At 58.2% G+C, this 26973-nt stretch carries 21 protein-coding genes; 15 read left to right on the top strand and 6 right to left on the bottom strand.

Annotation, left to right across the window (positions count from 1 at the left end; genetic code table 11):
• Positions 1-20: 20 nt before the first annotated feature.
• Positions 21-2024, bottom strand: a complete 2004-nt coding sequence (locus ILFOPFJJ_RS19705) for a GumC family protein (protein ID WP_173512244.1) — start codon at positions 2022-2024, stop codon at positions 21-23.
• A gap of 730 nt (positions 2025-2754) precedes the next feature.
• Here ILFOPFJJ_RS19705 and ILFOPFJJ_RS19700 point away from each other — a divergent pair.
• The 3 genes from ILFOPFJJ_RS19700 (at position 2755) to ILFOPFJJ_RS19690 (ending at position 6447) form a co-directional block, all read left to right on the top strand.
• Positions 2755-3660: a methionyl-tRNA formyltransferase gene (locus ILFOPFJJ_RS19700; RefSeq protein WP_173512243.1), complete on the top strand. Its 906-nt coding sequence runs from the start codon at positions 2755-2757 to the stop codon at positions 3658-3660.
• Between the two features lie 304 nt (positions 3661-3964).
• Positions 3965-5806 carry a sensor histidine kinase gene (locus tag ILFOPFJJ_RS19695; protein WP_173512242.1) on the top strand — a complete coding sequence of 614 codons (1842 nt, stop codon included), beginning with the start codon at positions 3965-3967 and terminating at the stop codon, positions 5804-5806.
• Entirely contained in the window at positions 5803-6447 is a 645-nt protein-coding gene (locus ILFOPFJJ_RS19690; protein WP_246299687.1) for a response regulator, read from the top strand. The genes ILFOPFJJ_RS19695 and ILFOPFJJ_RS19690 overlap by 4 nt, the downstream gene beginning before the upstream one ends.
• Positions 6448-6510: 63 nt before the next feature.
• On the opposite strand, the gene ILFOPFJJ_RS19685 is transcribed toward ILFOPFJJ_RS19690, so the two are convergent.
• Positions 6511-7842: a GDSL-type esterase/lipase family protein gene (locus ILFOPFJJ_RS19685; RefSeq protein ID WP_173512240.1), complete on the bottom strand. Its 1332-nt coding sequence runs from the start codon at positions 7840-7842 to the stop codon at positions 6511-6513.
• Between the two features lie 442 nt (positions 7843-8284).
• Here ILFOPFJJ_RS19685 and ILFOPFJJ_RS19680 point away from each other — a divergent pair, with 442 nt between their 5' ends.
• The 3 genes from ILFOPFJJ_RS19680 to ILFOPFJJ_RS19670 are packed head-to-tail and all read left to right on the top strand — an operon-like array spanning position 8285 to position 10772.
• The gene (locus tag ILFOPFJJ_RS19680; protein ID WP_173512239.1) at positions 8285-8716 is read left to right on the top strand and encodes a hypothetical protein; all 432 of its coding nucleotides are present in this window, start codon (positions 8285-8287) and stop codon (positions 8714-8716) included.
• A gap of 60 nt (positions 8717-8776) precedes the next feature.
• On the top strand, positions 8777-8926 hold the full coding sequence (locus ILFOPFJJ_RS19675) for a DUF5989 family protein (RefSeq protein ID WP_173512238.1): 150 nt from the start codon (positions 8777-8779) through the stop codon (positions 8924-8926).
• 13 nt (positions 8927-8939) lie between these two features.
• Positions 8940-10772, top strand: coding sequence for a carbamoyltransferase family protein (locus tag ILFOPFJJ_RS19670; protein ID WP_173512237.1), 1833 nt, complete (start codon positions 8940-8942; stop codon positions 10770-10772).
• 45 nt (positions 10773-10817) lie between these two features.
• Here the strand turns inward: ILFOPFJJ_RS19670 and ILFOPFJJ_RS19665 are convergent, their stop codons facing one another.
• Entirely contained in the window at positions 10818-11324 is a 507-nt protein-coding gene (locus ILFOPFJJ_RS19665) for a hypothetical protein (RefSeq protein WP_173512236.1), read from the bottom strand.
• Positions 11325-12058: 734 nt separating this feature from the next.
• On the opposite strand from ILFOPFJJ_RS19665, the gene ILFOPFJJ_RS19660 reads away from it, so the two are divergent.
• The 9 genes from ILFOPFJJ_RS19660 to ILFOPFJJ_RS19620 all read left to right on the top strand — a co-directional run bounded on the left by ILFOPFJJ_RS19660 (position 12059) and on the right by ILFOPFJJ_RS19620 (position 23971).
• Positions 12059-13654, top strand: a complete 1596-nt coding sequence (locus ILFOPFJJ_RS19660; protein ID WP_173512235.1) for a glycosyltransferase family 39 protein — start codon at positions 12059-12061, stop codon at positions 13652-13654.
• 84 nt (positions 13655-13738) lie between these two features.
• Entirely contained in the window at positions 13739-14467 is a 729-nt protein-coding gene (locus ILFOPFJJ_RS19655) for a glycosyltransferase family 2 protein (RefSeq protein ID WP_173512234.1), read from the top strand.
• A 36-nt stretch (positions 14468-14503) separates the two neighbouring features.
• Positions 14504-15643, top strand: coding sequence for an NAD-dependent epimerase/dehydratase family protein (locus ILFOPFJJ_RS19650; protein WP_173512233.1), 1140 nt, complete (start codon positions 14504-14506; stop codon positions 15641-15643).
• Between the two features lie 123 nt (positions 15644-15766).
• Positions 15767-16768 (top strand): UDP-glucuronic acid decarboxylase family protein, encoded by a 1002-nt coding sequence (locus ILFOPFJJ_RS19645; protein ID WP_173512505.1) that lies wholly within the window; start codon positions 15767-15769, stop codon positions 16766-16768.
• The gene (locus ILFOPFJJ_RS19640; protein WP_173512232.1) at positions 16761-17321 is read left to right on the top strand and encodes a GtrA family protein; all 561 of its coding nucleotides are present in this window, start codon (positions 16761-16763) and stop codon (positions 17319-17321) included. The genes ILFOPFJJ_RS19645 and ILFOPFJJ_RS19640 overlap by 8 nt, the downstream gene beginning before the upstream one ends.
• Before the next feature lie 557 nt (positions 17322-17878).
• Positions 17879-19990 (top strand): polysaccharide biosynthesis protein, encoded by a 2112-nt coding sequence (locus ILFOPFJJ_RS19635; protein WP_246299722.1) that lies wholly within the window; start codon positions 17879-17881, stop codon positions 19988-19990.
• 192 nt (positions 19991-20182) lie between these two features.
• Positions 20183-21409: a glycosyltransferase family 4 protein gene (locus ILFOPFJJ_RS19630; protein ID WP_173512230.1), complete on the top strand. Its 1227-nt coding sequence runs from the start codon at positions 20183-20185 to the stop codon at positions 21407-21409.
• Between the two features lie 53 nt (positions 21410-21462).
• Positions 21463-22548 (top strand): glycosyltransferase family 4 protein, encoded by a 1086-nt coding sequence (locus tag ILFOPFJJ_RS19625; protein ID WP_173512229.1) that lies wholly within the window; start codon positions 21463-21465, stop codon positions 22546-22548.
• Between the two features lie 259 nt (positions 22549-22807).
• Positions 22808-23971, top strand: a complete 1164-nt coding sequence (locus ILFOPFJJ_RS19620) for a calcium-binding protein (protein WP_173512228.1) — start codon at positions 22808-22810, stop codon at positions 23969-23971.
• 275 nt (positions 23972-24246) lie between these two features.
• Here ILFOPFJJ_RS19620 and ILFOPFJJ_RS19615 read toward each other — a convergent pair whose 3' ends face one another.
• The 3 genes from ILFOPFJJ_RS19615 to ILFOPFJJ_RS19605 are packed head-to-tail and all read right to left on the bottom strand — an operon-like array spanning position 24247 to position 26937.
• Positions 24247-25179 (bottom strand): NAD-dependent epimerase/dehydratase family protein, encoded by a 933-nt coding sequence (locus ILFOPFJJ_RS19615; RefSeq protein WP_173512227.1) that lies wholly within the window; start codon positions 25177-25179, stop codon positions 24247-24249.
• 28 nt (positions 25180-25207) lie between these two features.
• On the bottom strand, positions 25208-26200 hold the full coding sequence (locus tag ILFOPFJJ_RS19610; protein WP_173512226.1) for an ATP-grasp domain-containing protein: 993 nt from the start codon (positions 26198-26200) through the stop codon (positions 25208-25210).
• On the bottom strand, positions 26197-26937 hold the full coding sequence (locus ILFOPFJJ_RS19605; RefSeq protein ID WP_173512225.1) for a PHP domain-containing protein: 741 nt from the start codon (positions 26935-26937) through the stop codon (positions 26197-26199). The genes ILFOPFJJ_RS19610 and ILFOPFJJ_RS19605 overlap by 4 nt, the downstream gene beginning before the upstream one ends.
• Positions 26938-26973 lie beyond the last annotated feature (36 nt).

Below are 26973 nucleotides of genomic sequence, written 5' to 3'. Positions count from 1 at the left end.
AATTCTCGCGAGCACGAATTCTAACGGACGTGCGAGGAAGAATTGAGCGGGGCCCTCGCCGAAGACGTGGAAAAGGTGTTCACCTCTACTTCTGTATCCGCGTGACTGAAAGTCTCGCCATTGCGGCGGAATCGGCCCTGAGTCCAACCGATAGCCGGAATGCGTTTGGAAGTTATGACAAAGCCTCCGTAGCGATGGCTTTCATGAACTTCCGGATTAACTTGGTTAATTACGGTGCCGATCAACGGCGCATGGTTCATCCGAAGCTGAGACACACTGTCCAGCAACTGCTCTTCGGTAGTTTTGCCCCAAGACACCAACAAAATCACCCCATCAACAAAGGGCGAAAGCCAGTTTGCATCCCCAGAGGTGAGGACCGGCGGAGCGTGAAGCACAATGAAATCATACCCGTTCTGTCTGAGCGCCAAAATCAACTCACAGAGTTTGTCTGAGTCCAAGGATCTGAATGGCTCCATCATTACGGGCGTCGCGTCAATGAAACCAAAAGCAGGTAAAGTCGGAATCGTCTGTACCACATCCGCCAGGGAAGCTTCATTTCTAAGATAGCGTTCAATCGATTCCGGCGAACGTTCCGCGCTTTTCAGATACGGGACGTTGTGTTGATGAAAATCGAGATTCACGAACACGGTAGAGCGTCCGTCTGCTGCCGCAGCAGTTGCAATACCCCATGCCGTGGAGGCGTTCGCGACGTCCTGAAGGCAGGAGGTCACCATGACAACGCGATGCGGTTGTTTCGCTTCAGAGTAGCGACAGGCCATATAGACTGACCGCTCTGCTTCTGCTGACGTAAAATTGCTCCAGTCTGGAATACACCACGACCGCTTGGTGTCGGGCGACAGCAGGTGCTTCGGCACCCTTGGTACGTAGCCGAGGTTCGGCAGCCGCAGAAGTTGCGAGATACGCTGCCCGCTTCGGATTCGCGTGTCGGCTGTCTCCAGCATGAGCGCGAGCAAAAAGGCCAGCATAGTGGACCCTGTAAATGCCGCCGGGATAATAATATTGGGCTTAGGAAATGATGGCGAACTCGGAACTTCCGCGGCCGACACAATACGTGCACTTGGCTTTAAAGATTCGGCTTCAAGATCCGACAAGATACGCTGAACCTCATCCTCGATCATGTTGCGAACACCCGCGATCTGCGAATCTGCATCAATCATCTCAGGATGATTCTTGCCAAACTTTGCAGCGAGTTCCGCTCTATTCTGCTGCAAACGGGCCTCTTCGTTCCGCAATGTTATCAAGAGCGGTTGCGTCATGCTCTGCCGAAGAAAAGCTACGGCGCCACCTGTATTAAGCGCGCGTTCCTTATCTGCGATCCGTTCGTACTGCTTGAACTCGAGCGAAGCTTCAACGTATAGGCTGGCAATCGTATTTGCGATTTCTTGAGCGAGTTTAGGATTGCTATTCGTTACAGTGATTCTTACCGCGAGACTCTCGCCAGTCCTGCTCACGGTAAATTGGGATAGGACCGCGGAAATCGCGCGGTCTCGTTGAGTTCTCGTGTCCGGAACTCTAACGGGATCACGCGGCCTCTGGATTCCGATACTTCCTGCGAGATATCTAAGAAGCCGATCGCCGAAGTCTTCCGATTTATTGCCGCCCCGGGCATGCGGGTTGAAGTTCGGATCATCGATGAGATTCAATCGATCGACGATACGGCCGGCAAACTCCCGCGATTGCAGGACGTCCATCTCGGTTTCTGCCGCCGAGCGGTCGCGTTCAAGCGACGTCAAGGACGCGTCAGTCGCAAACGGCCGAACGTCTTTCCGCTCCAACACCACTTCCGAGCTGGCGGTATAGGTTTTAGGAAGCGTATACGATGCAACAGTAGCCAGCAAAGTGCACAGGATGACCACTGAAGCGATAAGCCACATACGCCGCTTGATCAGGGCCCAAACATCTGAAAGGCCTATCGTATGCCCACTCCGCTGAGCGGCGAATTCAACACTTTCTCGATAATGAGCGCGAGCAGATAGGCTGCCATCCGGAACGAATGTCGTCATGGAAACCTTCAAAAATAAAAATTTTCTCTATTCAGTTAGCTTAGTAAAATATTCAATACGGCGCAATAACTCAGTTTGAACTTGCTAGCATCGCATTTTACGGCGTCAGTGTCACGCCTGATCGGCTTCACGTCCGATGTCCTGTGACGCGGAAGACTTAAAACATGTCCCGCGACGGTATCCAGAATAGCGCGCCGCGCATTATTCGCAAGGAATGACTTCAGCTTCGAGGTCTTGGATCGGTTGAACAGGGCGGCAGCGCCCTGCCACTAACCTCTCAGCAAGCGTAGAAAACGGCAATGCTGCACTCAAGCAGCACCCCTCCGACAAATGCCGGCTGCGGCAAGCAACAGCTAAGCAGGAGCGATGAAATGCCCGCGCAAACAAAGGGCATAGCACGTGGAGGGGCAATCTTTTGCCTGTCTCTCGTTGCTAACGAAGTCGAGCGTCACCGCGTACATTTTATGCGCGCTGTTGGTCCACTGGCCCCTGTTAAGCCGACGCTCGTCGCACAGTGGACGTCGGTCAAGCAACCGGCCGCGTCGGCCCCACGAAGCCAGACGACAGGGAATGAGCATTGAGGAGCTCCGATCGTGAAGAACTGAGCGCTTCCGCGCTGGACACCGCAGTCCTTATTGTGTTCAATGAACCCAATTGTACATAACGTTGCATATTGCCCGTCCGGTTAGGACGTCTCGCGCTTGTTCATTATTTTGGCCATTGCTGGATCATGCGTATCGTTTTCGTTGGTTCCGTCGAAAGCTCCAGAATAGCTTTAGAAGCGCTCATAAATGCTGGGCGAGTTCCTGCGCTGGTGATTACTCTCCCCTCCGAGGTGGCGGGACGCCATTCTGATTTTGCCGATATAGGAAATCTGGCGCGGACGGCCGGGAGCGCGGTTTGCTACACGACGGACATCAACAGTCCTGCCGTCCTGGGGGCAATGGCATCGGTCGAGCCCGATCTCACGCTTGTCATCGGCTGGTCGCAGGTCTGCCGACAGCCGTTTCGAGATGTTGCGCGTGAAGGCACCATCGGGTTCCATCCGGCAGCGTTGCCACTTCTGCGTGGTCGTGCAGTCATTCCCTGGACGATAATAAGGGCTGAAGATGTGACGGGCTCGACGCTGTTCTGGTTGGATGAAGGGATCGACTCAGGTCCCATTTTGCTTCAGAGGCTGTTCGCGGTCGCGGCCGACGAAACCGCACGCAGCCTCTATGCCAAGCATACAGCAAATCTCTCCGAGATGGTGGTTGAGGCGGTTACACTGGTAGAGACAGGTAACGCACCGCGAATGACGCAGGATCATGAGAGGGCAAGCTATTGTGCCAAACGCACGGCTGAGGACGGCCTGATCGACTGGAATGCTTCTGCCGCCTCGGTGCTCCGCCTTATCCGTGCAGTCGGCGCCCCCTACCCCGGCGCATTTTCCCTTTACAACGGCGAAAAGATCCGTGTCGACGCAGCCGCACAGATCGAAAACGCCGGTCGGTTTATCGGCTTGGTGGGCCAGGTTCAATGCCATTCGGAACGCGGCTTCGTCGTTCTATGCGGCGATGGTGAATGTATTGATGTACTGGCTTGGGCCTCGCCCACTGGGAAGCGCCCGCCGGTACACAGCAAGCTCCATCGATAAGCGCATTGAATGACGAGAACACGGGCCCGGTGAGACCCGGAGCTCGGGTCCTGACGCCCGTCCGCACCTGGCCCAAGAAACCCATCAGAGTGGCTCTCCAACACTGACCTTCTTCGAGCGCGCGTTGCAGGGGCTGCGCCTTGTCCGCGAGGCCGGCACGGAACTAGAAATCTCGAACGAACCTAGCTCTTCGTGATGTAATTCGACATAATTCCGTGTGTTCTGCCCTGCGACTGCACAAAGCGTCCAGGAGATCTGCGGCGCAGTTCTGTAAAGTGGCAATTTTATCGGCACAGGAGCCGAAATGAGAGTGTCGCGTACCTTCCTGCAGGGGGCGTTCAGTCCCCGCCAGTGGTTTGTAACGCTGAAGGAATGGACGGTGGCGGTGAAGCGCTGGGCGGCCGCGATTTCTACAGCAGCGTCCCAAGGCGGACTGGCCACGGCGACCGGTCGCCAGACGTGGATGAATACATTCAGGGCCCGCTCGGACGGTGTGATCGCCATTGCTCGAATTGTCCTGGCGATTGGCAGCCTCTGGCTCACATGGCTGGATGCCACGATCCGGCCCGTCCGCTCGGACTTCGTCTTCTGGCTGCTGGTCGCTTATCTCGTCTACGCCATCGTTGCCGCCCATTTCGTTTGGAAAGCACAGGTCCATCAGGTCCGCGGCACCCTCATACGGCATGTCATCGATGTCGCCACGTTGATTGCCTTGGCGTTTCTTGAAGGTCGCGTGTCCGGGCCGGTCTTCATGCTCATGCCCTTTGTCCAACTGACAGCGACGTTACATTGGCTCTGGCGCGGCGCCCTATGGACCGGTCTCGTTGGCGTTGCGATCCTGGTATACCTGGCGCTTTCGAATACCGCCTGGTTGTTCAGGTCGGACGTGGATGCCGCAGTCGCGCTGTCGTTCGTTCTCTTCCTGCTGATGGCAACCCTTCTTCTCACGTGGCTCGGGACGCATCAGGAGGCGGTGCGCTCTGAGTTGTTGCGACTGGTCGAACGGACGCCCTCCGCGTCCGACGGGCGCGATTGGCCGGCCCAGGCGGCATTGGACTATGCGGCGCAGGTGATGCGTGTGCCACGCGCGCTGCTGATCTGGAGCGATGGTGACGAACCCTGGACCAACCTCGCGATATGGCAGAATGGCACATTCGAGGCCAGGCATTTGTCGCCATCCGCCTATCTGCCATGGACGCCCGAGGTGCTGCAGGGGGCAAGTCTTCTGATCATCGACGCAAAGCGCTCCCGAGCCCTCATCCATCGCGGCGGGGGACGTTTCGATCGCTGGCGCGGAGGCGGATCGCCAATTTCTCCGGCTCTCGTCGCCGAATTCTCGATCGTTTCCGCGATCTCGGTGCAGTTCGAGGTGAGCGATGTCGAGGCTCGCCTTTTTCTCCTTGATCCGCCGGCCCAGACACTCGATGACGTCGCCATGGCCGAAATCGTCGCGGATCGGTTGAAGACACTCTTCGAACAGGCGATATTGCTGCGCCGTCTCAGCGATGCCGCCGCGCTTGAGGAGCGCATAAAAATTGGGCGCGATATTCACGATGGAGTGCTGCAGACGCTGGCCGGCACAGCCCTGCAGCTCCAAGCCCTGCGCTCGTCAAAGCCCGATATTGACGAGATCGACAGGCGACTGATGGCTATCCAAACGATGCTTTTCGAAGAACAGAGAGATCTTCGTGCGCTCATTCGCGCGCTCGAACCGGGATCTCGTGATGACCACGCCGGGGACCGCCAGCTCGCGCCTCGATTGGAAGCCCTGGCTGAACGTCTGCGGCAGCAATGGTCGATAGACTTTCGCTTTTCTCTGGCACCTGAAGACCTTCGGTTGCCGGCAGCAGTGATCGACGAGCTGGCGCGCATGATCGCGGAGGCGTGCGCCAACGCCGCACGTCACGGGAATGCGCGAACGCTCAAGGCCCGGCTTTGCCTCGATGCCGGAACGGTGATCCTCACTGTCGACGACGACGGAACGGGCTTCGGCTTTGACCGGCGCCTTGAGCACGCCGAACTGGAGAGCAGCAAGGTCGGTCCACGAAGCCTGCGTGAGCGCGTGGCGACATGGGGTGGAGAACTCTCGATCGACAAGGTGGAGCAATGGACGAGGATAACCATCAAGATCCCGGCTCATCCATGAGTTCGCGCATCGTAGTCGTCGATGATCACTTGATAGTTCTGGACGGGTTGCGCCGATTGATCGACGCCGAACCCGGTTTGCAGGTGGTTGCGACATGCAGAACTGCCGCAGATGCGATCGAGGCTGTCTCGACCAAGCCAGTCGATCTCGTCGTCATCGATCTGCGCATGCCGGAAATAGACGGGCTGGACCTTGTCCGTCAGCTTCGCCGCGACCGGCCGGAGCTGGCTTGCGTCATTCTTACCGCTGATATCAGCGATGAAGAACTTGCCGAAGCGATGCGAAATGGTGTGAGCGGCATCGTTCTCAAGGAGCAGGCGCCGGGTGCGCTTGTCGAGTGCATTCGCGCCGTCATCGCGGGCCGCACCTATGTCGCGGATCAAGGTTTGGGTGCCGCGATTGATCGCATCCGGGAACGCGAGGCCGAACGTCGCTCGATCATGCAGAAGTTGACACCCCGCGAACTCGAGGTGTCCCGCCTTGCAGCCGCAGGTTTGCGCAGCCGCGAAATAGCCGCCCGGCTTGGGATAGCCCCCGGCACCGTCAAGCTCCACCTTCATAGTGTCTACGGCAAGCTCAACATCACGACACGCGTGGAGCTCGCCAATATTTCGCAACGGCTGCAGCTTGGCTCCAGCTGACATCGTGGCGGCGGCGCCACCGGGCGAGCAGCTGACGCTCGAATGCTCCGCGCGATCTTCAGCTCACTTCTTCTCTACGGTTTCCCGGTTGCCTTGCGCCATCGCCTCCACGCGGCGGAGAATCTCGTTCGCGGCAAATTTGGCCCCGGCGGGATTGAAATGGGCATCGGGAGCATACATGAGAATAGGCTCGGCTTGGGCGCGAATGGCTTCATGAATATCAATTACCTCGATGCCCTCGGCCGCGGCAGCATCGCGAACCTTCCGCCTCAGTGGGTCGAAGGGCCTATCTGATGAAAAAGGTCCGATGAAACGGTCGATCCTGGGTACGTAGACCAGTGTAAAGGAGCCGCCCCAGCTCTCGGTAAGTGCTTTCGCACGGTGCAATATTCGTCTGAACTCCGGGTTGTCCGGGGTAATCTTGGGATAGACCAGCCCGAGCCTCGTGAGAGTTTGTTGCAGGGCGACAAAATTGCGCAACAAGGCTGTTTTCGTGAAAAGCTGCACACTCGTCACTCCGGCGCTCTGGCGCTCCGCCAAAATGCTTCGAGCCTGACGCATGGTTTCTTGCGCGGTCGTTTGCAAACCATAGTCCGCATCCGGCGAAAGCGCGGTGCGAAGCCACGGCACTGCAAGTTCGCGCTCCAAATTCTCCCAGTCGTTGCCTTCGAAGAAGACCATCATCACGTGACGGGGTCGCAAAATTTCACCAAAACGGCCGAGTGTTGCGAGCTCGATCAGGGGACCGTTTCCTCGGATGCCTATGCTTGCGGTGCTGAGGCCCCCCGCCCGCAGCCTCGACGCAAGGTCCTCGCCCGGGGGCAAGCAGAAGCCCTCGACGAACGAGTCCCCGAGGAGCATCAGGTCCACGCGGTGGTTATACACGTCGTCGGGATTATTGAAGCCGTACCGATCAGCGGTGTAGCTGACGACGCCGCTTTTGGACGTGCACAGCACCACTTGCGTCGACGGAAAGCCCGACAGCAGCGCCTCGGAAAGTTCGTCCGTGCCCGAAAGCCGGTTCAGTCCACGAAGCGTGAAGCCAGGGACCACATTCTTGTTGCGCTTGAGCGTTTCGGCCTGCGCCTCGCTGAGTTGGCCGAGCATGCCCAACCGGACGGACACGACCGAAACCGTATGCATCGCCTCAAAGAGGAAGAGGGCCAGCAACACGCTCGAGCCACAAATACCGACGAGTGCGGAAAAGCGCGGTTTCGCAAACAGGCCCACGGCGAAGAAGGTTATCGCCAGCAGGCCCGGGATCAGCACGTAACGGACGAAATGCGGAGTTTCAGCTGCGAACAGTTGGTAATTCAGCAGAGCGTAGATGGGGCTTGCCAACAGGTACAGGCCCGGAAGGGCACATACCACAAGCCCGAGATGCCGCTTGATCATGACGCCTTGTCCCCTCTCGCAAACCGTTCAGTAAGAGGTACGCTTGCCCACCGCCGGATTCAGGCGGCGGATTTCGACTTGTCTGCCCTGACGGTTTTGGCTGATAAGAGTATTATCTTTTGCACTTGAACTCACACAAATGGATTCAGAATAGAAATTAATACAGGGGCATTTTTGCGTAAGCGGAATATACCTGCTTCTGCCTATCGAGTCTCCCCGAATTGGGAGAAGAGCGAAGTCTGATCGATGGCCCGTTTGAAGCTGCTACATCGTTTCGGCCGGAACTACGCGTCGGCTGCCGTCTATATCCAATGGTATATTGACTGGCTCGACCCCCGCTTGTTCTATACCATTCTCCTTTATTCCTTTCAAACAAGGCGCGACTGCAATATGAGCCGTATAGTATTTTAGAAATTAGCACTGACCGCTTAGGAAGTGCCCAATGAACAAGTCTCACGAAGCTTTCCTCGAGCATATCCCGGAGGGACCTTCCAACCGCAGCTTCGGCTATACGGTCGGAGGCATTCTTCTCGTTTTCGTGCTCGTGAGATGGCTTATCAGCGGTGGGCTGACAACGATCTCCTTAGCGATTGCCGTCATTGGTGGTGTCCTCGTCCTGTTGGCGTTCGCCGCACCCAACTGGCTCGCCATTCCGAACCGGCTATGGACCAAGCTTGGTCTGTTGCTGTTCAAGATCGTCAATCCCGCGGTGATGCTGCTGATCTATATCGCGGCCTTCGTTCCGATCGGGCTTCTCTTGAGGATACGCGGCTACGATCCGCTCGCCGCTTCATTTGATAAAGGCGTCGACACTTACTGGATTAAACGTTCACCGCATGAACCGGATCCGGCGACGATGCGCAATCAGTTCTGAACGCAGGCGGGGCTCTGGCGCGGCAAGACCGTCGTCGGATCATGATGGGGGAAATGCGACATGGAACTGATACGTGAACTCTGGGCTTATATGGGTGTCCGCAAGAAGTTCTGGCTCTTGCCGATATTCATCATCTTCGGCGTTTTCGGTGCATTGGTGGTCTTGACCCAGGGCACGGCGGTGGCACCGTTCATCTACACCTTGTTCTGATCCGAGTCCGTCCATGCGTATTCTCGGTATTTCGGCGTTTTATCACGACAGTGCGGCGGCCCTGATCGAGAACGGGCACATCGTGGCGGCCGCTCAGGAGGAACGATTTACACGCAAGAAGCACGACGCCAGGTTTCCGGCCAATGCCCTGGCCTATTGCCTGGCGGAGGCCGGCTGCGGCATGGCGGGCGTCGATCATGTCGTCTTTTATGACAAGCCGTTCCTGAAATTCGAGCGATTGCTGGAAACTTATCTCGCGACAAGTCCTCGCGGGTTTCGTTCCTTCAGGATGGCAATGCCGCTCTGGATCAAGGAGAAACTGTTTCAGAAGAACCTGTTGCGCAAGCACTTGGGCAAGCTCGCTGGATCGAAGGAATGGTCCGGATCGCTTCTGTTCAGCGAGCATCATCTGGCACATGCGGCGAGCGCCTTCTTCCCGTCGCCGTTCGCAAGCGCCGCGGTTTTGACGATGGATGGGGTGGGAGAGTGGTGTACGACCTCGCTCGGCCTCGGTCGCGGAAACAGCCTCGAGATCATAAAGGAAATCCGTTTTCCGCATTCTCTTGGTCTGCTTTACTCCGCGTTCACGTACTATACCGGTTTCAAGGTGAACTCCGGCGAGTACAAGGTGATGGGCCTGGCGCCTTACGGCCGCCCCCGCTTTGCCCAGACGATCCTGGACAATCTGATCGACCTCAAAGACGACGGCTCGTTCCGGGTCGATCAGCGCTATTTCGATTATTGCACCGGTCTCACCATGACCTCACCGGCCTTCCACCGGCTTTTCGGCGCGGAACCGCGAAAACCCGAAACGCCCTTGACCCAGCGGGAGATGGATCTGGCGGCCTCTATACAGGCGGTGACCGAGGAAGTTGTTCTGAAGCTCGCCCGCTTTGCCCGGCAGGAAACAGGCGAGCGCCATCTGTGCCTGGCTGGCGGCGTCGCCTTGAACTGCGTTGCCAATGGCAAGTTGCTGAAGAACCGCATTTTCGACGACATCTGGATCCAGCCGGCGGCTGGCGACGCGGGCGGCGCCGTGGGCGCGGCACTGGCGGCCTGGCATGGACATCTCGGAAAAGGCCGCCTAGCCAATGGGCGAGACGGTATGGCAGGCGCCTATCTCGGCCCGGCATACGGCCAGGGCGAGATCGAGCGGCGCCTTGCCGCAGCCGGCGCGGTCTACAAGGTCTTGTCGGATAGTGAGATCATTGCTGACACCGTCGAAGGCCTGGTGCAAGGCAAGGCGGTCGGGTGGATGCAGGGGCGAATGGAATTCGGCCCTCGGGCCTTAGGCGGAAGGTCGATACTGGGCGATCCGCGCTCGCCGACAATGCAGAAAACACTCAATCTCAAGGTCAAATACCGCGAGAGCTTCCGTCCCTTTGCCCCTTCGGTGAGGCGCGAGGACGTGGCGGAATGGTTCGATATCGACACCGACAGCCCCTATATGCTGCTCGTGGGCGATGTGCTCGACCGGCGGAGATTGCCCCTCGGTCCTGACGAGGGTGCGTTGTTCGGCATAGACCGCCTGAACGTTCCACGATCCGAGATACCGGCCGTCACGCATGTCGATTATTCTGCCCGGGTGCAGACGGTGCATCACGACACGAACCCACGCTACTGGGAATTGCTAAGCGCGTTCAAGGAGCGAACCGGCTGTCCCGTACTGGTCAATACCAGCTTCAACGTGCGCGGCGAGCCCATTGTGTGCACCCCGGAAGATGCATTCCGCTGCTTCATGGGCACGGAGATCGAATGTCTCGTCGTCGGCAACTGCTTTCTACGGAAAGAGGATCAGCCGTCGGCCCTGCGGCAGGACTACAAAGAGTGCTTTGAACTCGACTAGCCATGGAACGCAAGACGATAACGTCAACATCGCATGATGTTTGAATTAAAGCGTACTGCCGGACGTCTGCAGCAGTTCGCATGACCGCCTTATCGAGTCAGTCGCACGCCAGCCGAGGCGATTCGGTGCGTGGATGGCGGCGGCAATCTCTGGCTCTGCAATCTTTGGCGCGCGGGAGTCCCGCTCGGACAGAAGAGTGCGACTTTCCAGCTTCGGAATGGCCACGGCAACCGACAGGACAAGGCTCGGCGCGATGCCATAGCAATCTGTCAGATGACGAAAGATTTTGGACGCACCATAAATCTCCTCGGCGCACATTACTGCCTCGCGCACGCGCGTCCTGTCGCTAATGTCAATATAAAGCACGCCGGGGATTGATAACGGCAGCGTTGTCACGATCGGGTCCAGAACCAAATTGATCGCCTGGGGCGTGACGCCGTTGAGAACAAAGGCCACGAGACCGGCTTGGCTTGCCCAATATCCGGCAACAATCAATTCTGTAGGCAATCGCCCCCCAGATTCAACAATCTCGATAACGCTTCGCGTCTGCATGTTGTGCCCACGTCGATGAAAGAGGGGCTGGCGCCGTGATCACAATAGCAATGGCCGGCTGGGTGGCACGCGATCAATTGCAATTCGTTGAACGTTTGAATGTCAAAGTTTCAAGTAGAGCTCTGAGACTATCTTCTTCATTCAGGCCACACCATATGTCTTTGGATATATGAGGCTCGTTGCGTCCTAGACGAAGGCGAACAGTCCCCCGCGCCGTCTCCAGGCGCGCGGCGACGGCAGGTTGATCACCGGTGCCGGATCGAAAGAAAGGACACTTCCAACGAGCGAGACGATCTGTGAACAGCAGATTCTCAGACCCCTTTGGCCAGGTCTCGCGGCAAATAAGACATGCATCGCAAGCACATACCGATCGGTCAGCCAGGCTCGGTGTCGGATAAGCATTGGATATATTAGGTAGTCGACATTGTCGCACGACTATGCGATTATCAAAGCTGTTGAGCGGTCACTTTATAGCCGCGGCTGTGTAATTGCGTACAAAATCGCTTTCAAGGACTGATTTACGCGCTTGGCCAATGGAGCGCGAGTATTTTTTAAGTTCGCGGGCATATCACGCGCATGATGGGGGCTTAGCGAAGATTTCGATCGACGGCTGTTACTCTGCCTGACCGGGTTTTTCGGTTGCGGCAAAGAACAAAGTCCTTTGTGGGGTGAATTCTACCTCTGTCAGCACGTTTAGGCCAAACGAACGCACCAGAAATGGGAGCGGCGGCTTTATGAAGCGAGAACAACAACTGCGCGTGCAACCAGGTTCGGCGGTAACCGCCAACGATGCACTGGCTCCTGTTCATGCGAGGGCGCAACTCGTCGCGGCTGTCGTCCTCTCATTGGCAGTCTCCCTGCTGTTCTTTGCAACGACGTCACACGGAATAGGGATTCTGCCCGACTCCGTCGCGTACATGCGCATAGGAAGCGCCCGTCATTTCGCTCCGCTCTATACCTGGTTGCTGCAATTCACGGCACTCGCTCAGATCGAGCTCGTGGCGGCGGCCTGGTGGCTCAACTGGTTTCTTTATGTCGTCAATACGGTGTTGATTCTTCGGTTGTTGCTTCTTGCGCAGCTGACCCCGATCTGGTCCGCATTGGGCACGGCCCTGATCGTTGGCCATCCGGTCTTCGTCGAATTTCACTCGGTCGCAATGACGGAGCCGTTGTTTATCGCGTTGACGCTCGCCTCCGTCCTCGTGTTTCTCAGGGCGATGCAAGACAACCGTGTCGCAAGTGTCGCACTTGTGGGGGCGATTTTGGGGCTCGCAATGCTGACGCGATTTGCTGCTGCTCCGCTTCTTCCGGCTTTTGCAATCTTGAGGCTGCTCGCGGGTGGCGGAGGCCTTACGAGACGGCTAGTCGATTGTGCTGTGATGACCGGTGCGTGCGGTGCTGTCTTCGGATCATGGCTGATCGCGAGTGAGCTGACATCCGGCGATTCCACTGGACGTTCGCTTGAACTTCTGGGCGACACTGATCTGGCATACTGGATCCGGACGGCAGGCGCCCTGTCGACGATGCTCCTGCCATCCGCGGCCGGGCCGGTCATTCGCCTTCTGTTTCTTGCCTTCGCCAGCGTTGTCGTCGTTTTCATTACCGTAAACTACGCGTTCGCTTGGCTGCGCCTATCCTCCGCGCAACGCGCACGACCGCATGCGCTTGTCCCCATCGTATTCAGTCTCTTTTCGATCTTGTATCTGCTGTTCCTGATTCTGTCCGTCATGATTCAGTATCGACTGACCCTCACCGGACGGTTTCTCCTGCCGCTCTATGTTTTTCTCGCACTCGCCGTCATGACTCCCTTCGGAGCGAGCAGACCTGATCTTGCGCGCCACCGCAAACTTGGGATCGTCCTGGTCGGCCTCGCAGCTGTGATCGGAGCGTCAAACCTCGTCCGAACGACTGTGTTCACCGTAGCCACTTATGAATCGGGTCAAGGATACGCTCACAAAATCTGGTCCACGTCGCCCGTACTCGCATCCGCAAGCAAATTGCCGGCGTCTGCCGTAATCTATTCCAACGCACCGGACGTGATTGAATTCCGCCTGAGACGCAGCGCGGCGTACATACCGCGCCGCTTCAATCACCTGTCTGGCCGGGATGAGGCAAGCATGCCCTTTGCGCAGCAGATGGACGCTATGCGTCGCCGTCTTGCGGAAGGCGACGCCTACGTCGTCTTCATCTACGGCGTGGACTGGCGAGACTACCTGGTCAGCGAGAACGACCTTCTTAATTCCGTTCCGCTCGTCGAGCAGGAAACTCTTGCTGACGGGCGGATCTATCGCTCAGCAACCCGCGCAACCGAGATGCAGGTTTTGCCGTGAGGGGGCCGTCAAAGCATCGCCGAATTGGACATTGGCTTACAGGATTGGTGCACCGAGAAGAATGTAACGGGAGTACGGATCGTCATGCTTCAGAAGAAGATTTTTATTGTTATCCCCGCTTATCAAGCCGCTCTGACACTCGAAAGCGTGTTTGAGAGAATTCCGAGGGAAATTTACGAAAAAGACGTCCGCATCGTCGTCGTGAACGACGGCAGTTCCGACGGAACGGGCGACGTCGCGCGCAGAATTGCTCGTTCACGGGCGAATGCGGAAGTAATCGACCATCCTCAGAACAAGGGTTACGCCCAAGCGCAGAAGACCGGCTTTTTGCATGCCTTGGCTCAAGGCGCCGACGTCGTGGCACTCCTGCACGCTGACGGGCAATACGCGCCGGAGCTGCTGCCCCGTTTGCTCGCGCCGCTGGAAAGGGGTGAGGCAGATGTCGTCATCGGGTCGCGCATGCTCGAGGGCGGCGCCCTGAAGGGCGGCATGCCGATGTACAAGTATATCGCCAACAAAGCGCTTACGACGATAGAGAACCTCGCTTACGGCCTTCGCGTGAGCGAATACCACAGCGGCTACATGCTTTATTCCCGCCGGTGCCTCGAAACTATTCCCTTCGTTCGCCTCAGTGATACATTCCATTTCGATGGTGAAATGATCATGATGGCGGGAAAGCGTAAGTTACGGATCAAGGAAATTGCGATACCCACACGCTACGCGGATGAAAAGTCGCATCTGAAACCAGTCCAGTATGGATTTGATGTACTAAAAATCGTGTGGCAGAATTACCGGGGTAAATACGAATTTTAAATATAACATTTCTTTTTAAACATAGGGAACCATGCCATGAAGATACTCGTCACAGGAGGCGCAGGGTTCGTAGGCTCATTTTTATGCGAGAACCTTCACAAATCCGGACACGACATACGAATTTTCGACAATTACGAACCCCAAGTTCATTCTGGATCCCGGGGTAATCTTGGCGCCTTGTTGCAGCCCAACGGATTACCTATGAAGGGAGTCGAGATCATTTTTGGTGACACTCGCAACCCTGCCCAACTCGACGCTGCCTTGAAGGACGTCGATGCCGTTGTCCATCTCGCCGCGCAGGTGGGGGTCGGCCAGTCGATGTACGAGATCCATCGTTATGTCGATCACAATACGGTTGGAACCGCAGTCCTCCTGGAACTGCTGGCGTCCCGCAAGCACAGCGTAAAGAAGCTGGTCGTTGCGTCGTCGATGTCGATCTACGGCGAAGGCGGAGCGCGGTGCAGCCATTGCGGCGATGTCACACCGACGCTTCGCGAGGCGGAGCAAATGAGGCGTGGCGATTGGGAGGTGCGCTGTCCGATCTGTGATCGAACCGCAGCGCCTATACCGACCAACGAGGCGAAGCCGGTCCTGCCGACGTCGATCTACGCCATTTCCAAGAGGGATCAGGAGGAAATGTGCTTGGTCGTCGGCAGAGCTTACGACATTCCCGCAGTGGCGCTGCGCTTCTTCAACATCTACGGTCCTCGACAGTCGTTGGGCAATCCCTATACCGGGGTCGCTGCGATCTTCTCTTCCCGTCTGCTGAACAATAACCGTCCGGTCGTTTTCGAGGACGGCAACCAGACGCGAGATTTTGTGCATGTAAAAGACATAGTGCAGGCTATTTCGCTTGCTCTCGCGAAAGGTGAGGCGAATGGCCATGTCTTCAATGTGGGCACCGGTCGCCCGACGTCGATCAAAGACGTTGCGATCATCCTCGCCCGGAAAATGCGGCGCGACATTGCTCCCCAGATAGAGAACAAGTTCAGGGAGGGCGATGTGCGGCATTGCTACGCCGACATAAGCAAGATCCAGCGCTGCCTCGGCTACAAGCCTACCGTCGAGCTCGAATCCGGCATCGAGGATCTGATCGCCTGGGCAGAAGAGCAGAAGGCGGACGACCGGTTCGAGCATGCGGCCGCCGAGCTGGCGAAAAGAGGGTTGGCCCGGTGACGGGCTGCATGAAGTTTTAGAGCGCGTTTGCGTTGGGGCGCGGATGTGGACGTCAGGATCTGGTCGCTGGCCGGAAACTGGAGTGCCATCCCGCTGCCAGCCGCTTCAGATGAGGTAAGCGTAATGGGGCGTCAATTTACAAATCGCGTATTGGTGACTGGAGGGTGCGGCTTCATCGGGTCGCACCTTTGCGAGCGGTTGATCGAAGGCGGAGCAGACGTCCTGTGCGTCGATAATTTCTTTACGGGGTCGCGCGCGAATGTGGAAGAACTGCTTTCCCATCCGCGTTTCGAGCTTTTGAGGCACGATGTGACGATGCCCCTCTACGTGGAGGTGGATAAGATCTTCAATCTTGCCTGCCCGGCTTCTCCGGTGCACTACCAGTTCGACCCGGTGAAGACCACGCGAACAAGCGTGCAAGGCGCGATAAACATGCTCGGTCTTGCCAAGCGGCTGAAGATCAATGTTCTTCAGGCCTCCACGTCGGAGGTCTACGGAGACCCCTCCGTTCACCCGCAGACCGAGGACTACTGGGGCAACGTCAACCCTATCGGGCCTCGCTCCTGCTACGATGAAGGCAAACGTTGCGCCGAAGCGCTATTCTTCGACTACAGGCGGCAGCACCAAACAGCGATCAAAGTTGCGCGCATCTTCAATACCTATGGGCCCCGTACGCATCCGAGCGATGGCCGTGTTGTCTCGAGCTTTATCGTCCAGGCACTGCTCGATGCCGACATAACCGTGCACGGGGACGGCTCGCAGACGCGATCCTTCTGTTACGTCGACGACACCGTCGCGGCCTTGCTGCGTTTGATGGATTCGCCGTTTGATGTGACCGGCCCGATTAACATCGGCAACCCCAACGAAATTTCCATGCGCGAACTGGCGGAGTTGATCATCGACCTCACCGGGTCCAGGTCACGTATCGTGTACCGGCCATTGCCCCAGGACGATCCTTGCAGACGGCGCCCGGATATCTCGCGAGCAAAAGAACAGCTCGAATGGTCACCCAGGATCGGCCTGAAGGAGGGCCTGCTGAAAACGATCAATCACTTCAACGAGCTCCTGATGCGCCCCAATTCCCGAACGGATCTCGGCGCCTTGTATGAGGCACATCATGCTTAGCAGACGGAGGTTCCCTTATGTCGCGAAACTGGGCGACTGTGCCTCGGCCGACGGGGCGGCAGCGCCGGGTTCTCGACTGCAACCGCTGGGCCACCTGTCTGGCGAACCTTATGCCGGCGCAGCACCTCGCCTCAGGCGCAACATCACGCGGCAATTGTCTTTTGTGGGAGGGGTTCTGAGCGCGATTTTTGCGGTGCGCGTGCTGCGATACGCTTTTGTCGGCGGTTGCGCGGCGCTGCTGCAGGTGTGCTTGCTCACCTTGTTCATAGAACTGGCCGACATGAACGCCGTGGTGGCGTCAACGTTGGCGCTCTCGATCTCGGTCCTGGTCAACTATAGTCTTCAGCACCGCGTGACATTCAGGTCGAAATCGAAGCACACCGTTGCGGCTCCACGTTTTGCCGTACTGACGCTCTGCACGCTGACGGCGAATGCCGTTCTCTTCAACGGCCTTTTGGCTGTGCTGCCCTACATCGCGGCCCAGATCGTCACGCTCGGAGCTATCTTCCCCATCAATTATTATTTGAACCGAACCGTGACATTTCGCCGTTGACCGCCAATGTCGCCCAAAGTGGGCAGCAACTGGCCAACAACATGCGCGAAGCAAGGACATAAAGCGCGTCGCATGCATTCGATTGACTCCGCCGCGCATAGCGGAATTCAACTTTGCCGTTCATTGCGAGCGGCTCGCCTGGAGGGGAACCACCAGGCACTCAGCGGCCCGGTTTGTCAGAAAACTATAATTGGGCGGATTCGCCGAAGACTATTTACAACCAGTTAATTACATGCTTTTTTATTACAGAATTCGAATATGCCAAGGACATTTTGCGCCGGGACCTAGTCAGTCGCGGTCGCCTATATTTTGTTGAAGTTAATTTATCTAGCCTCTCGAGCCAGTCAACGGGACAACCAATAGACAGCAACCTTGGGCCACCATTTACATTGTGGGGGAGAGGTGCAGCGTCGTTGAGCAGGTCGGTGGGGCTTACAGCTTTTCAGGAAGGGGCCTTCATGCTGCGTATACACACAGCCGCTAAGGCAGTTCGTGATCGTTTCTTGATGCTGCCATCGATATTACGGAGAGAAGAGGCGGGAAAAGGCACCGCCAAGATGCTGTTGGCGGTATGGGGAGCGGCGGTCGACATAGGCAGCCGACGCATCCGCGGCGCTGTTCGCAGCGTTCACAAATGTTCCGCCCTGTACCTTGCCGATCTCGGATCAGCAGCCATCGCGCTCGCCGTGGCCTTGTTGTTGCGCTACGGCGTCGCCGAGCTCAAGACGAGACCGGAAACAGCCTCCGTCCTGTTATGGTCCGGCGCACAGTACCTCGTCATCTGCGCACTCGTTTTCCCGTTGTCCGGGCTCTACAGCCGAAACTGGAAATACGGTTCCATTTCCGATCTTTTCATCATCCTTCGCGCGGTACTCCTGACATCCCTGCTGCTTGTTTCGCTCCTATTCTTCTCCACCAGGCTGACCGATATCCCACGAACCGTCGTGCCGATGCAGTCGCTGCTCCTGATCGCATTCCTTGCCGCCGCACGGCTGAGCTTTCGCGCAGAGGAAATCCCGCTGGCACGGCCCGTTTTCAGGAACGGACGCAACAAAGGGGCAGAGAACGATCACCGCATACCGTTGCTGCTCGTGGGCGCGGGCGACGCGGCCGATCTCTATTTGCGGGCGCTCGCACGCGATCCCAACGCCACCTATATTCCGGTCGCCTGCCTCGACAGGAATGAGGACCAGATCGGCATGAGCCTGCGCGGCGTGCCGATTGCCGGACGCATCGAGGATTTCGAGCAGGTGGTGACGGATTTGCAGCAGCTCAACAGGCAGCCGCGTCACGTAGTCTTCACGGAAGCCCCTGCGGCCTTCGGCGAGGAGGCATCAGATAACCTCCTGCGCTCCGCCGAAAAACTTGGGATTGCCGTCTCGCGCCTGTCGCAGATGACCGAACTTAAGCGCGCAAAGGGCGACAACCCCTACGAGCTTCGGTCTATCGAACTGACCGACCTGCTGGAGCGCCCCCAGGCGGCGCTCGACCGCGAGGCAATCGGTCGCCTCGTTCGCGGCCGGCGCGTGCTCATCACCGGAGCGGGCGGTTCGATCGGCAGCGAGCTGACGACGCAGGTCGCCGCCTGTGAACCGGCGGAACTCGTGCTGATCGACAACACGGAATACAATCTTTACGCGATCGACATGGCCCTGAACGAAAGCTTCCCGGACGTATCGCGGTGGAGCTATCTCTGCAGTGTCCGCCGCAGCCAGCGGGTTGAGGAGATATTCGCGCGGCATCGGCCTGAGCTGGTCTTTCATGCGGCCGCCCTGAAACATGTGCCGATGGTGCAGTTGAACCCCTGCGAGGGCGTACTCACCAATGTCATCGGCACCATGAACGTCGCTAATGCGGCGAAGAAATTTGGCACGCTTGCCATGGTTCAGATCTCGACCGACAAGGTCGTGAATTCAACCAGCGTCATGGGCGCGACGAAGCGCCTTGCGGAGCTTTATTGCCAGGCGCTCGACCTGAACGGCCTCGAAACGGGTCAGGGGCCACGCTTCATGACGGTTCGCTTCGGCAATGTCCTGGGGTCCAGCGGTTCGCTGATCCCGCTTTTCAAGCGCCAGCTTGCAAGAGGCGGGCCGCTGACCGTGACCGATGAAAACATGACGCGGTTCTTCATGACGATCCGGGAAGCTGTCGAACTGACGCTGCAGGCTTCGGCTTATGGCTTCGAAAAGCAGCTCGGACAGGGCGAGATCTTCGTCCTCGACATGGGCGAGCCGATCAAGATCATCGATATCGCCCGCCGGATGATCCGGTTGGCCGGCTTCACGCCGGATCAGGACATCGAAATCAAGATCATTGGTTGCCGGCCGGGCGAAAAGCTCTTCGAGGAGCTTTTCGACGAAACCGACAAGCGCATCAACTCGCCGGTGCCGGGCGTCCTCGGAGCGGTGCCGGAGCCCATACCCTTGCCAACTCTGAAGGACGCCTTCGCACGCCTGCAGCGCCATTCGGAACGGGGCAACGAGACGGACGTCGTGGCGGTCATGCGCGAGTTGCTACCGCGATATGAGCACGAGGCTGATCGCAAGCCCAGGGCCGCCAGCAAACGCATGCCGCGGCGGCCGAAGGACCACATCAAGGCCAAGGCACGCACATCGCGAGCTGGCTACCGCAAGGGCACCCGCGGGGAGCTCCGCTTTCCGGGCAATTAAAGGAAGACAGGCGCGATTGGTAAGGGCGGATCGTGCAATGCATCTGTGGGTGCCGGCGATAGTGGCTGCTCGGATTCCGCGGCCGGGACACGCACCACTCTCCTGCCTGCGAATGCGGACAACACCGCGAAGCAGGAGAGCCGGGCGCGGATGTCTCAATTCTCGGGGTGGAGTCGAATCTGGAGGTAAGCCTTGAAGCTTGTTGAACAGGTTTCGCGCACCGCAGCCGAGCAGATTGCGGGCCAGTCGGCAAAACCCGCCGGCGCAGCATACCCGCCCCGGCAGAAACGCGTGATTGCGGTCGTCGCCAGCTTGACGGCATCTCTCGTGATCTTTCGGCTCGAATTGCTGAAGCGATTGGTCGCCGCCGGACACGACGTCATAGCCTTCGCTCCCGAAAACGATGTGCGAGTCGAGCAGGAGCTCGCCCGGATCGGCGTGCGTTTCGTTCGCATCCACATGGCGCGAACCGGACTCAACCCGTTGGACGACATCCGGACCTTTTGGTCGCTGCGACAGCACTTCAGGCGGCTGAAACCGGACATAGTCCTTCCCTACACCATGAAGCCGATCATCTACGCCGGAATCGCGGCCAGGGCCCTTGGGATAAAGGAGCGCTGCTTCCTCGTGACCGGCCTCGGCCACGTGTTCTCGGACGCGGCCGGTCACTCGTTCAAAGCGCGGGCCATTCGCCATTTGTGCGTCCGGCTGTATCGTTTGGCGCTGCGGGGCGCCAGAGTGGTCTTTGTCTATAACGACGCAGATGCCGACGACATTCGCCGCTACCGAATGTTGGGGGACGACCTCTCGCCGACTAAGATTCCCGGATCTGGCGTCGATCTGGACCATTTCACATTCTCGATACCGCCTCGGAGCGGGCCGACTTTCCTGATGATCGCCCGGCTCCTGCGCGACAAGGGCGTTGTGGAGTATGTCGAAGCCGCTCGGATCGTGCGTCGATCTTTCCCAAATGCCAAGTTTCAACTGCTCGGCCATTTCGACAGCAATCCGACGGCCATCTCGCGCGAGGAAATCGACGGCTGGGTGCGCGAGGGGGTATTGGACTATCTCGGCACGACCGCGGACGTCCGGCCTTACCTTACAGCGTGCAACGTTTTCGTCCTGCCGTCCTACTACCGCGAAGGCATTCCGCGAAGCATCCTCGAAGCCTTGGCCACAGGACGAGCCGTCATTACGACGGATCTGCCGGGTTGCCGCGACACGGTACAGCCGGGAGTGAACGGCATGGTCGTTAAGGCGCGCGACATCGTCGCTCTCGCAGACGCAATGGCCTGCTATGCCGGGAGCCCTGAATTGGCGGAAAAGATGGGCAGGCAATCACGGGAAGTGGCAGAGACCAAGTTCGACGTGCACATGATCAACCGGATGCTGTTCGCCGGCATGAACTTGGCAGATTGAGGGCGTTCTTCCAGGGCGCGGCAGAATCGGCAGTGGCGAGCTAGGGCGCTCAAATGATAATGCATGTCATTACCAACTTTACAGCCAGTGCGGGCGCCGAAACGATGCTGGCACGTTTGCTACACAATTCGACCGACGAGCGTATCATTGTCGTGTCGCTCATCGGCATATCGGAACGGAACCGTCGCCTCGCCGACAACCCGAGGGTCGTCTACGTTTCGCTTGAGGCCGCCTCCCTCGCCGCGCTCACGGGCGCAGTTCTACGCCTCTCCCGGCTGATCAAGAAGGAGCGGCCCGACGTGATCCTGTGCTGGATGTACCACGCGATGATCGCCGGCACCGTCGCTGCGCGCGTCGCCCGGCACGGGGCACAAGTCTTCTGGAACGTTCGTCAATCCCTGGATGACCCTGCCTCCCTCACGCGCAGTTCGCGCCTGGCAATTGCGATGGCGAGATTGTTGTCGAAGCTGCCATCGGGGATCATCTACAACAGCGCCCGCGCCCTCGACTTGCATCGCAAGTATGGCTACGCAAATCGGAATGCCATCGTAATCCCGAACGGATTCGAACTTCCCCACCTCCCCCCTTCCCCGTCGAAGGCCGCCGCCAGGCGGATTGGCATTGTCGGCCGCTTTCATCCGCAGAAGGATCACGCGACCTTCTTCAAGGCTGCGGCTTCAGTCATCCAGACCCACCCGCAGGCAGTCTTTTCCGCGGCCGGAAATGGGTTGTCGCGCGACAATCCCGCTGTGGTCGACCTCATGGCGCAGGCAGGGCTTCCAGTTCACGCGGTCGACCTCCGCGGGGAAATCACCGACATGGCGAAGTTCTATCAAGGCATCGACCTTTTGGTTCTTTCGTCGAGGACCGAAGGTTTTCCCAATGTCATTGCCGAAGCCATGAGCTATGGCAAGCCGATCGTGACGACCGACGTCGGCGATGCCGCCGCCGTGGCGGGAAATGCCGGAATCGCCGTGCCCGCCCGAGATCCCGAAGCTCTCGCCATTGCTATCCGCCGAATTCTTGACCTGCCGGCTGACGAGTATGCGCGCTACGCGCGCAACGCACGGCAGCGCGTCGAAAATGAATACGCAATCACTGCGATCACCGAAAAATATGCAGAGTTTCTAATGCATTAAACCGAACTCACGAATGCAATTGTCGTGCATCGCTCATTGCATTTCTCGTTAAAATTGCCACGCCTTAAGAAATACCCTTCGCTTCTCGCTCCTAAAGCGCAGTTGAGGAGCAATAATACATACCACGATAAGTAGTATAGTTTAGTTTTCCACTGTAAAATACTGCAACTTCTGCGTCGATTGGCGTCTTTGACGTCGGGATCACTTTTGCGCCCCATTCGCAAACTATCCGCCCTCCTGCAACTGCTAGGAGATTATGATGCTATTAAAGGGAACCAATCTTACCAACTCGATTGTCGGCACCCTGGGTAACGACGAGATCTGGGGCTATGCCGGAGACGATTACCTCGAGGGTAGAGATGGGAACGACAGAATTTTTGGCGGCCTCGGCAATGACTTAATCAAGGCTGGCACGGGCGACGACTATGCCGACGGCGGCGACGGCAACGACCGTTTTGATGGCGGCCTCGGTTTCGACACGTTCATCGGTGGACTGGGTAACGACATCTTTGATGGCGGCGACGGCAACGACACGCTCAACGGTGGCGATGGCCATGACAAGTTTCTCGGCGGTGTCGGAAACGACAAGATCTACGGTGGAGCGGGCGAAGAGTACATCGACGCAGGCGATGGCGATGACATCATCTATGCCGGCTCAGGCAATGATGGATTCAATAATCGAATAAATCCCGCAACCGGACAACTCACGCAGCAGGCAGTAGGAGGCGGTGCCGGAAACGACACGATATACGGCGAAGAGGGCAACGATGCCCTGAAGGGTCAATCTGGCAACGACCGCGTTTATGGCGGCATCGGCGACGACATCGTCGATGCCGGCGACGGCAACAACTATCTCGACGGCGGCGACGGATATGACGTGCTCGACTCCGAAAGCGGCATCGACGAGGCCCACGGCGGCCTGGGCAACGACAGGATTTCGGTGGGTGCCGGAAACGATCTGGCCTACGGCGATGACGGCAATGATACGCTGTCGGGTGAAGGAGGCGACGACGTCCTTTACGGCGGCACCGGCAGCGACTTCCTGTATTCCGGCGACGGTAACGACACGCTGCGCGGCGATTCGGGAAAAGACACTCTTATGGGCGAGGCGGGAAGCGACATCCTTTGGGGTGGAGCAGATTCCGATCGCTTCATATTCAAGTCGACCCCGGCGCTCAGCGGTCGGGACACCGTTATGGATTTCCAGGACGGGGTCGATTTCCTTGTCATCGAGAAACTCGGGGTCACCCAATACTCGAGTTCCGGCGCCAAGGGCACTGTCTACGCTTATGACGCAGCCGGCGGCGACGTGCTGGTAAAGGGTTACGACTCCGTGGGCAATGCGTTTTCCATCCTCTTGGATGACCCGAACGGCAGTTTCTCCGCGTCCAACTTTTCGAGGAGCGATTTTCTCCTCGCCTGACGTGGGCCGCCTACTGCATGTTTCCTTAAATCGTAACCGAGTTAAGGACAAAACATGCAGCAATTCAAAGTGCTACGGCGTCCTTTGCGCGTCCGATAGACCCGCGGCGCTGTAGCGCAGAATGAAAAAAGTGCGGGCGGTCTTCCGCCCGCATCCTCTTTGCGGCGGCACTGCTGCATGATTCCCCGGAATCGATTTATGGATGAAATCGTGCAGCAATTCAAAGCGTTACAGCGACTTTTGCGGTCTCAAAAGGCGCACGGCGCTGTCAGGGCTCAGCCTTGCGCGCTCCCGTTTCGGAAGTCGGCCAGCCCTGTCTCTGCCTTCCATGCTTCGATGCCTTCGCGAAAGGCGCGTGGGCTGTAACCTAACTGCTCGGCCGCCTTGGCGACGTTCAGCGTCGCAAAGCCAGTCGTGCTTCCGTTCCCCCGCTCGCCATCGACGTTGACCAAGTTCGGGTCCGCTCCAAGGATATCGGCGACGATTTGAGCCGCTTCCAGCGACGTGCAGCCATACCCGCTGCCGGCATTGAACACTCCCGCCTTTTCTTTCTCGATCGCTTCCAGTGCCAGGGAAACGACGTCATCGACAAATACCAGGTCGACGCGATATCGGCCGCCGTCTCGTATGGCCACTGAACGCCCGCTCCCGAGCGCACGGATGAACGTCGGCACCATCCCCGAGCCATGCATGCCGGGACCATAAACCGAGGCGAGGCGAAGCACCGTCACCGGCATGGCGTTTGCCGTTCCGAAAGCCAGCAGGCAAATTTCCGCCGAGAGCTTGCTCGCCAGATAGTAGCTGGCGCGATCCACCGGAAAGGCCGGGCTCGTCTCAGACGCGGGTACGGGCGCGGGCGTGTACACCTGCCCCGATCCGAAGAAGATAAACCGCTTAACACCCTGCGAAGCGGCATCCATCGCGACCCGCAAGGCACCATTCGTGTTGACCTCGAAACATTTCGCCGCCTGATGCGCGTCGGTGAGATCGGCGGGAATGTAAGCGGCCAAGTGAAGAATGGCGTCAGCCTTCATCACCGCCGGCAATGGGTCACCAATCGACCATTTTTCGATTTGCAAACGAGAGCTTTTCGATGCCACACGGTCCGGGTCGCGCGCGAGGGCGATGACCTGGTAACCTTTTGAAAGTGCCTGGCCGATCAGTCTCGAAGCGAGAAACCCTGTCGCGCCGGTAACAACGAGCTGCATCTGCGTCGAACCTCGCCTTACTGGCCGCCTAGACTTCTTCCTGCAGCCGCCCGGTGGCCGTGATCAAATCGCCGGGTCTCACCACTGTCTCCGACCAGTGCCGCAATATCGTCACCGGCATGATTTCCGGCTGCTCGACTGGCTCGCCGAAGAGGATATGCCGGATCGACATCTCCAATTCGTTGAACCCTGCATGGATTCTGACGGCCGTCGTCCCGGAGAACCGCGCATTAATCTCGAAAATGCGGGGAACACCTTCGTCCAAGCGGAACTGGAAGTTCGCCGGGCCATAGGCGCCAAGAGCGTCGGCCGCCAGCGCCATCGCGTCATTCAGAGCAGGAAAGGCTTCGGCAAACGCCCTGTAAGTGTTGCCGTCACGAAGGTCTCTCCGCATGACGATTGTCGCGCGGCAGTTCCCATCGAAAGTCAGCGTGCCCGCGGTGTACTCGGTCGCTTCCGAGCCGACATATTTCTGTATGACGATGCCGGCCTGCTCGGCTATGGCCCGCTTCAATTGCTCCCGGTCACGCACGACGCTGAAGCCGATCGACCTGGCGCCGACCCGGGGCTTGACGACGAGGGGAAAGCCGCACTGTTCGATCAGGGCCTCCTCGTCACCCGGCAAACACGAAGGAACGAACCCCAATCCCTGCTCCCGGAGGAACTCGGAGGTGAGCCACTTGTCGTTCGCTATGGATACGACGCGGGGCGAGCTGATGATCACCTTGGTTCCATAGGTCCTCTCGATCGCTTCGCGATTGGCCGAGAGAATCGGGAGCTCGACATCGGTTCCGGGAATGAGGATGTCGGGCCGCTCGGCCCGCAGCAGGTCGCCCAACCTGTCCAGATAGGCAGGGTCCTTCGCCATCGGGACAAGGTAGGCGACATCGCCCCAGTAGAGGCCGGCCGAGAGCGGGCTTGGATCGCCCGCGACGATCGTCGCGTTCAGGGTCGAACGCCGCAAGGCGCGAATGATGCCCTGCCCGAGGAGGGCGCCGGCACCCGTGATGAAGACCTTCATGATCGCCCTACCCCCAGTTCAAGCAGCTTATCCCTGCACCGGCCCAATTCGTTCAACTTATGCGCATCCGAACCGATCGAAACAAACGGGTTGACCTCTTCGCACAGGGCCAGAAACGCAGGCATATCGACCAGGTACGAGGAGTTGATCTCGATCGCGATCCGCCGCTCGAGCGTCGCCGTCATCAACGCGCGATAATACCTCTCCGGAAACTGGCCGTGCCGCCTAAGGCTCATTCCACCCGGATGTCCAAGGACGTCGATCGGCGCATTTGCGATCATTCCCATCGAAAGTCGGAATTCGATTTCGGACGTCTCGTCGAATGACAGTTGTTTGAAATCCAGATAGCCGCCCTGGCCGTCCGGGAGCCGATGAACGACGCCGAGAACGATGTCGCATGCGTCGAGCACAGACTGCGACACATCCAGCCGGCCATTGTCATCCATGGCTTTCGTCTCGCAGCCGACATAGACGCGCAAACCATCGAACCCGCGCGCAGCGGAAAGAATCTCAGCCTTGAAGTCAGGAAACCACGACGTGTCTTCTCGGACATGCTCCGTGAAGGCAAGCTCAGTGAGACCGCGTTCATCGGCCGCCTGCAGGACTTCGAGCACCGTCGCCTGCCCATCGGTCCAGTTGGTATGAACCTGGAGTTCCACGTTCAATTGCTCTCGGTTCAGATCCCGAAAACGGGAGAACAAAGGCTTGCCGGCACCGGTTTTTCGTTGCCCGTCCATGTTCACTGCGCCCTCGATAAGTGCCCGGTCGACTTC

Origin of the sequence: Sinorhizobium psoraleae (genome assembly GCF_013283645.1) — a bacterium.
Lineage (GTDB): Bacteria > Pseudomonadota > Alphaproteobacteria > Rhizobiales > Rhizobiaceae > Sinorhizobium > Sinorhizobium psoraleae.
This window is presented reverse-complemented; position numbering and strand designations above follow the sequence as displayed.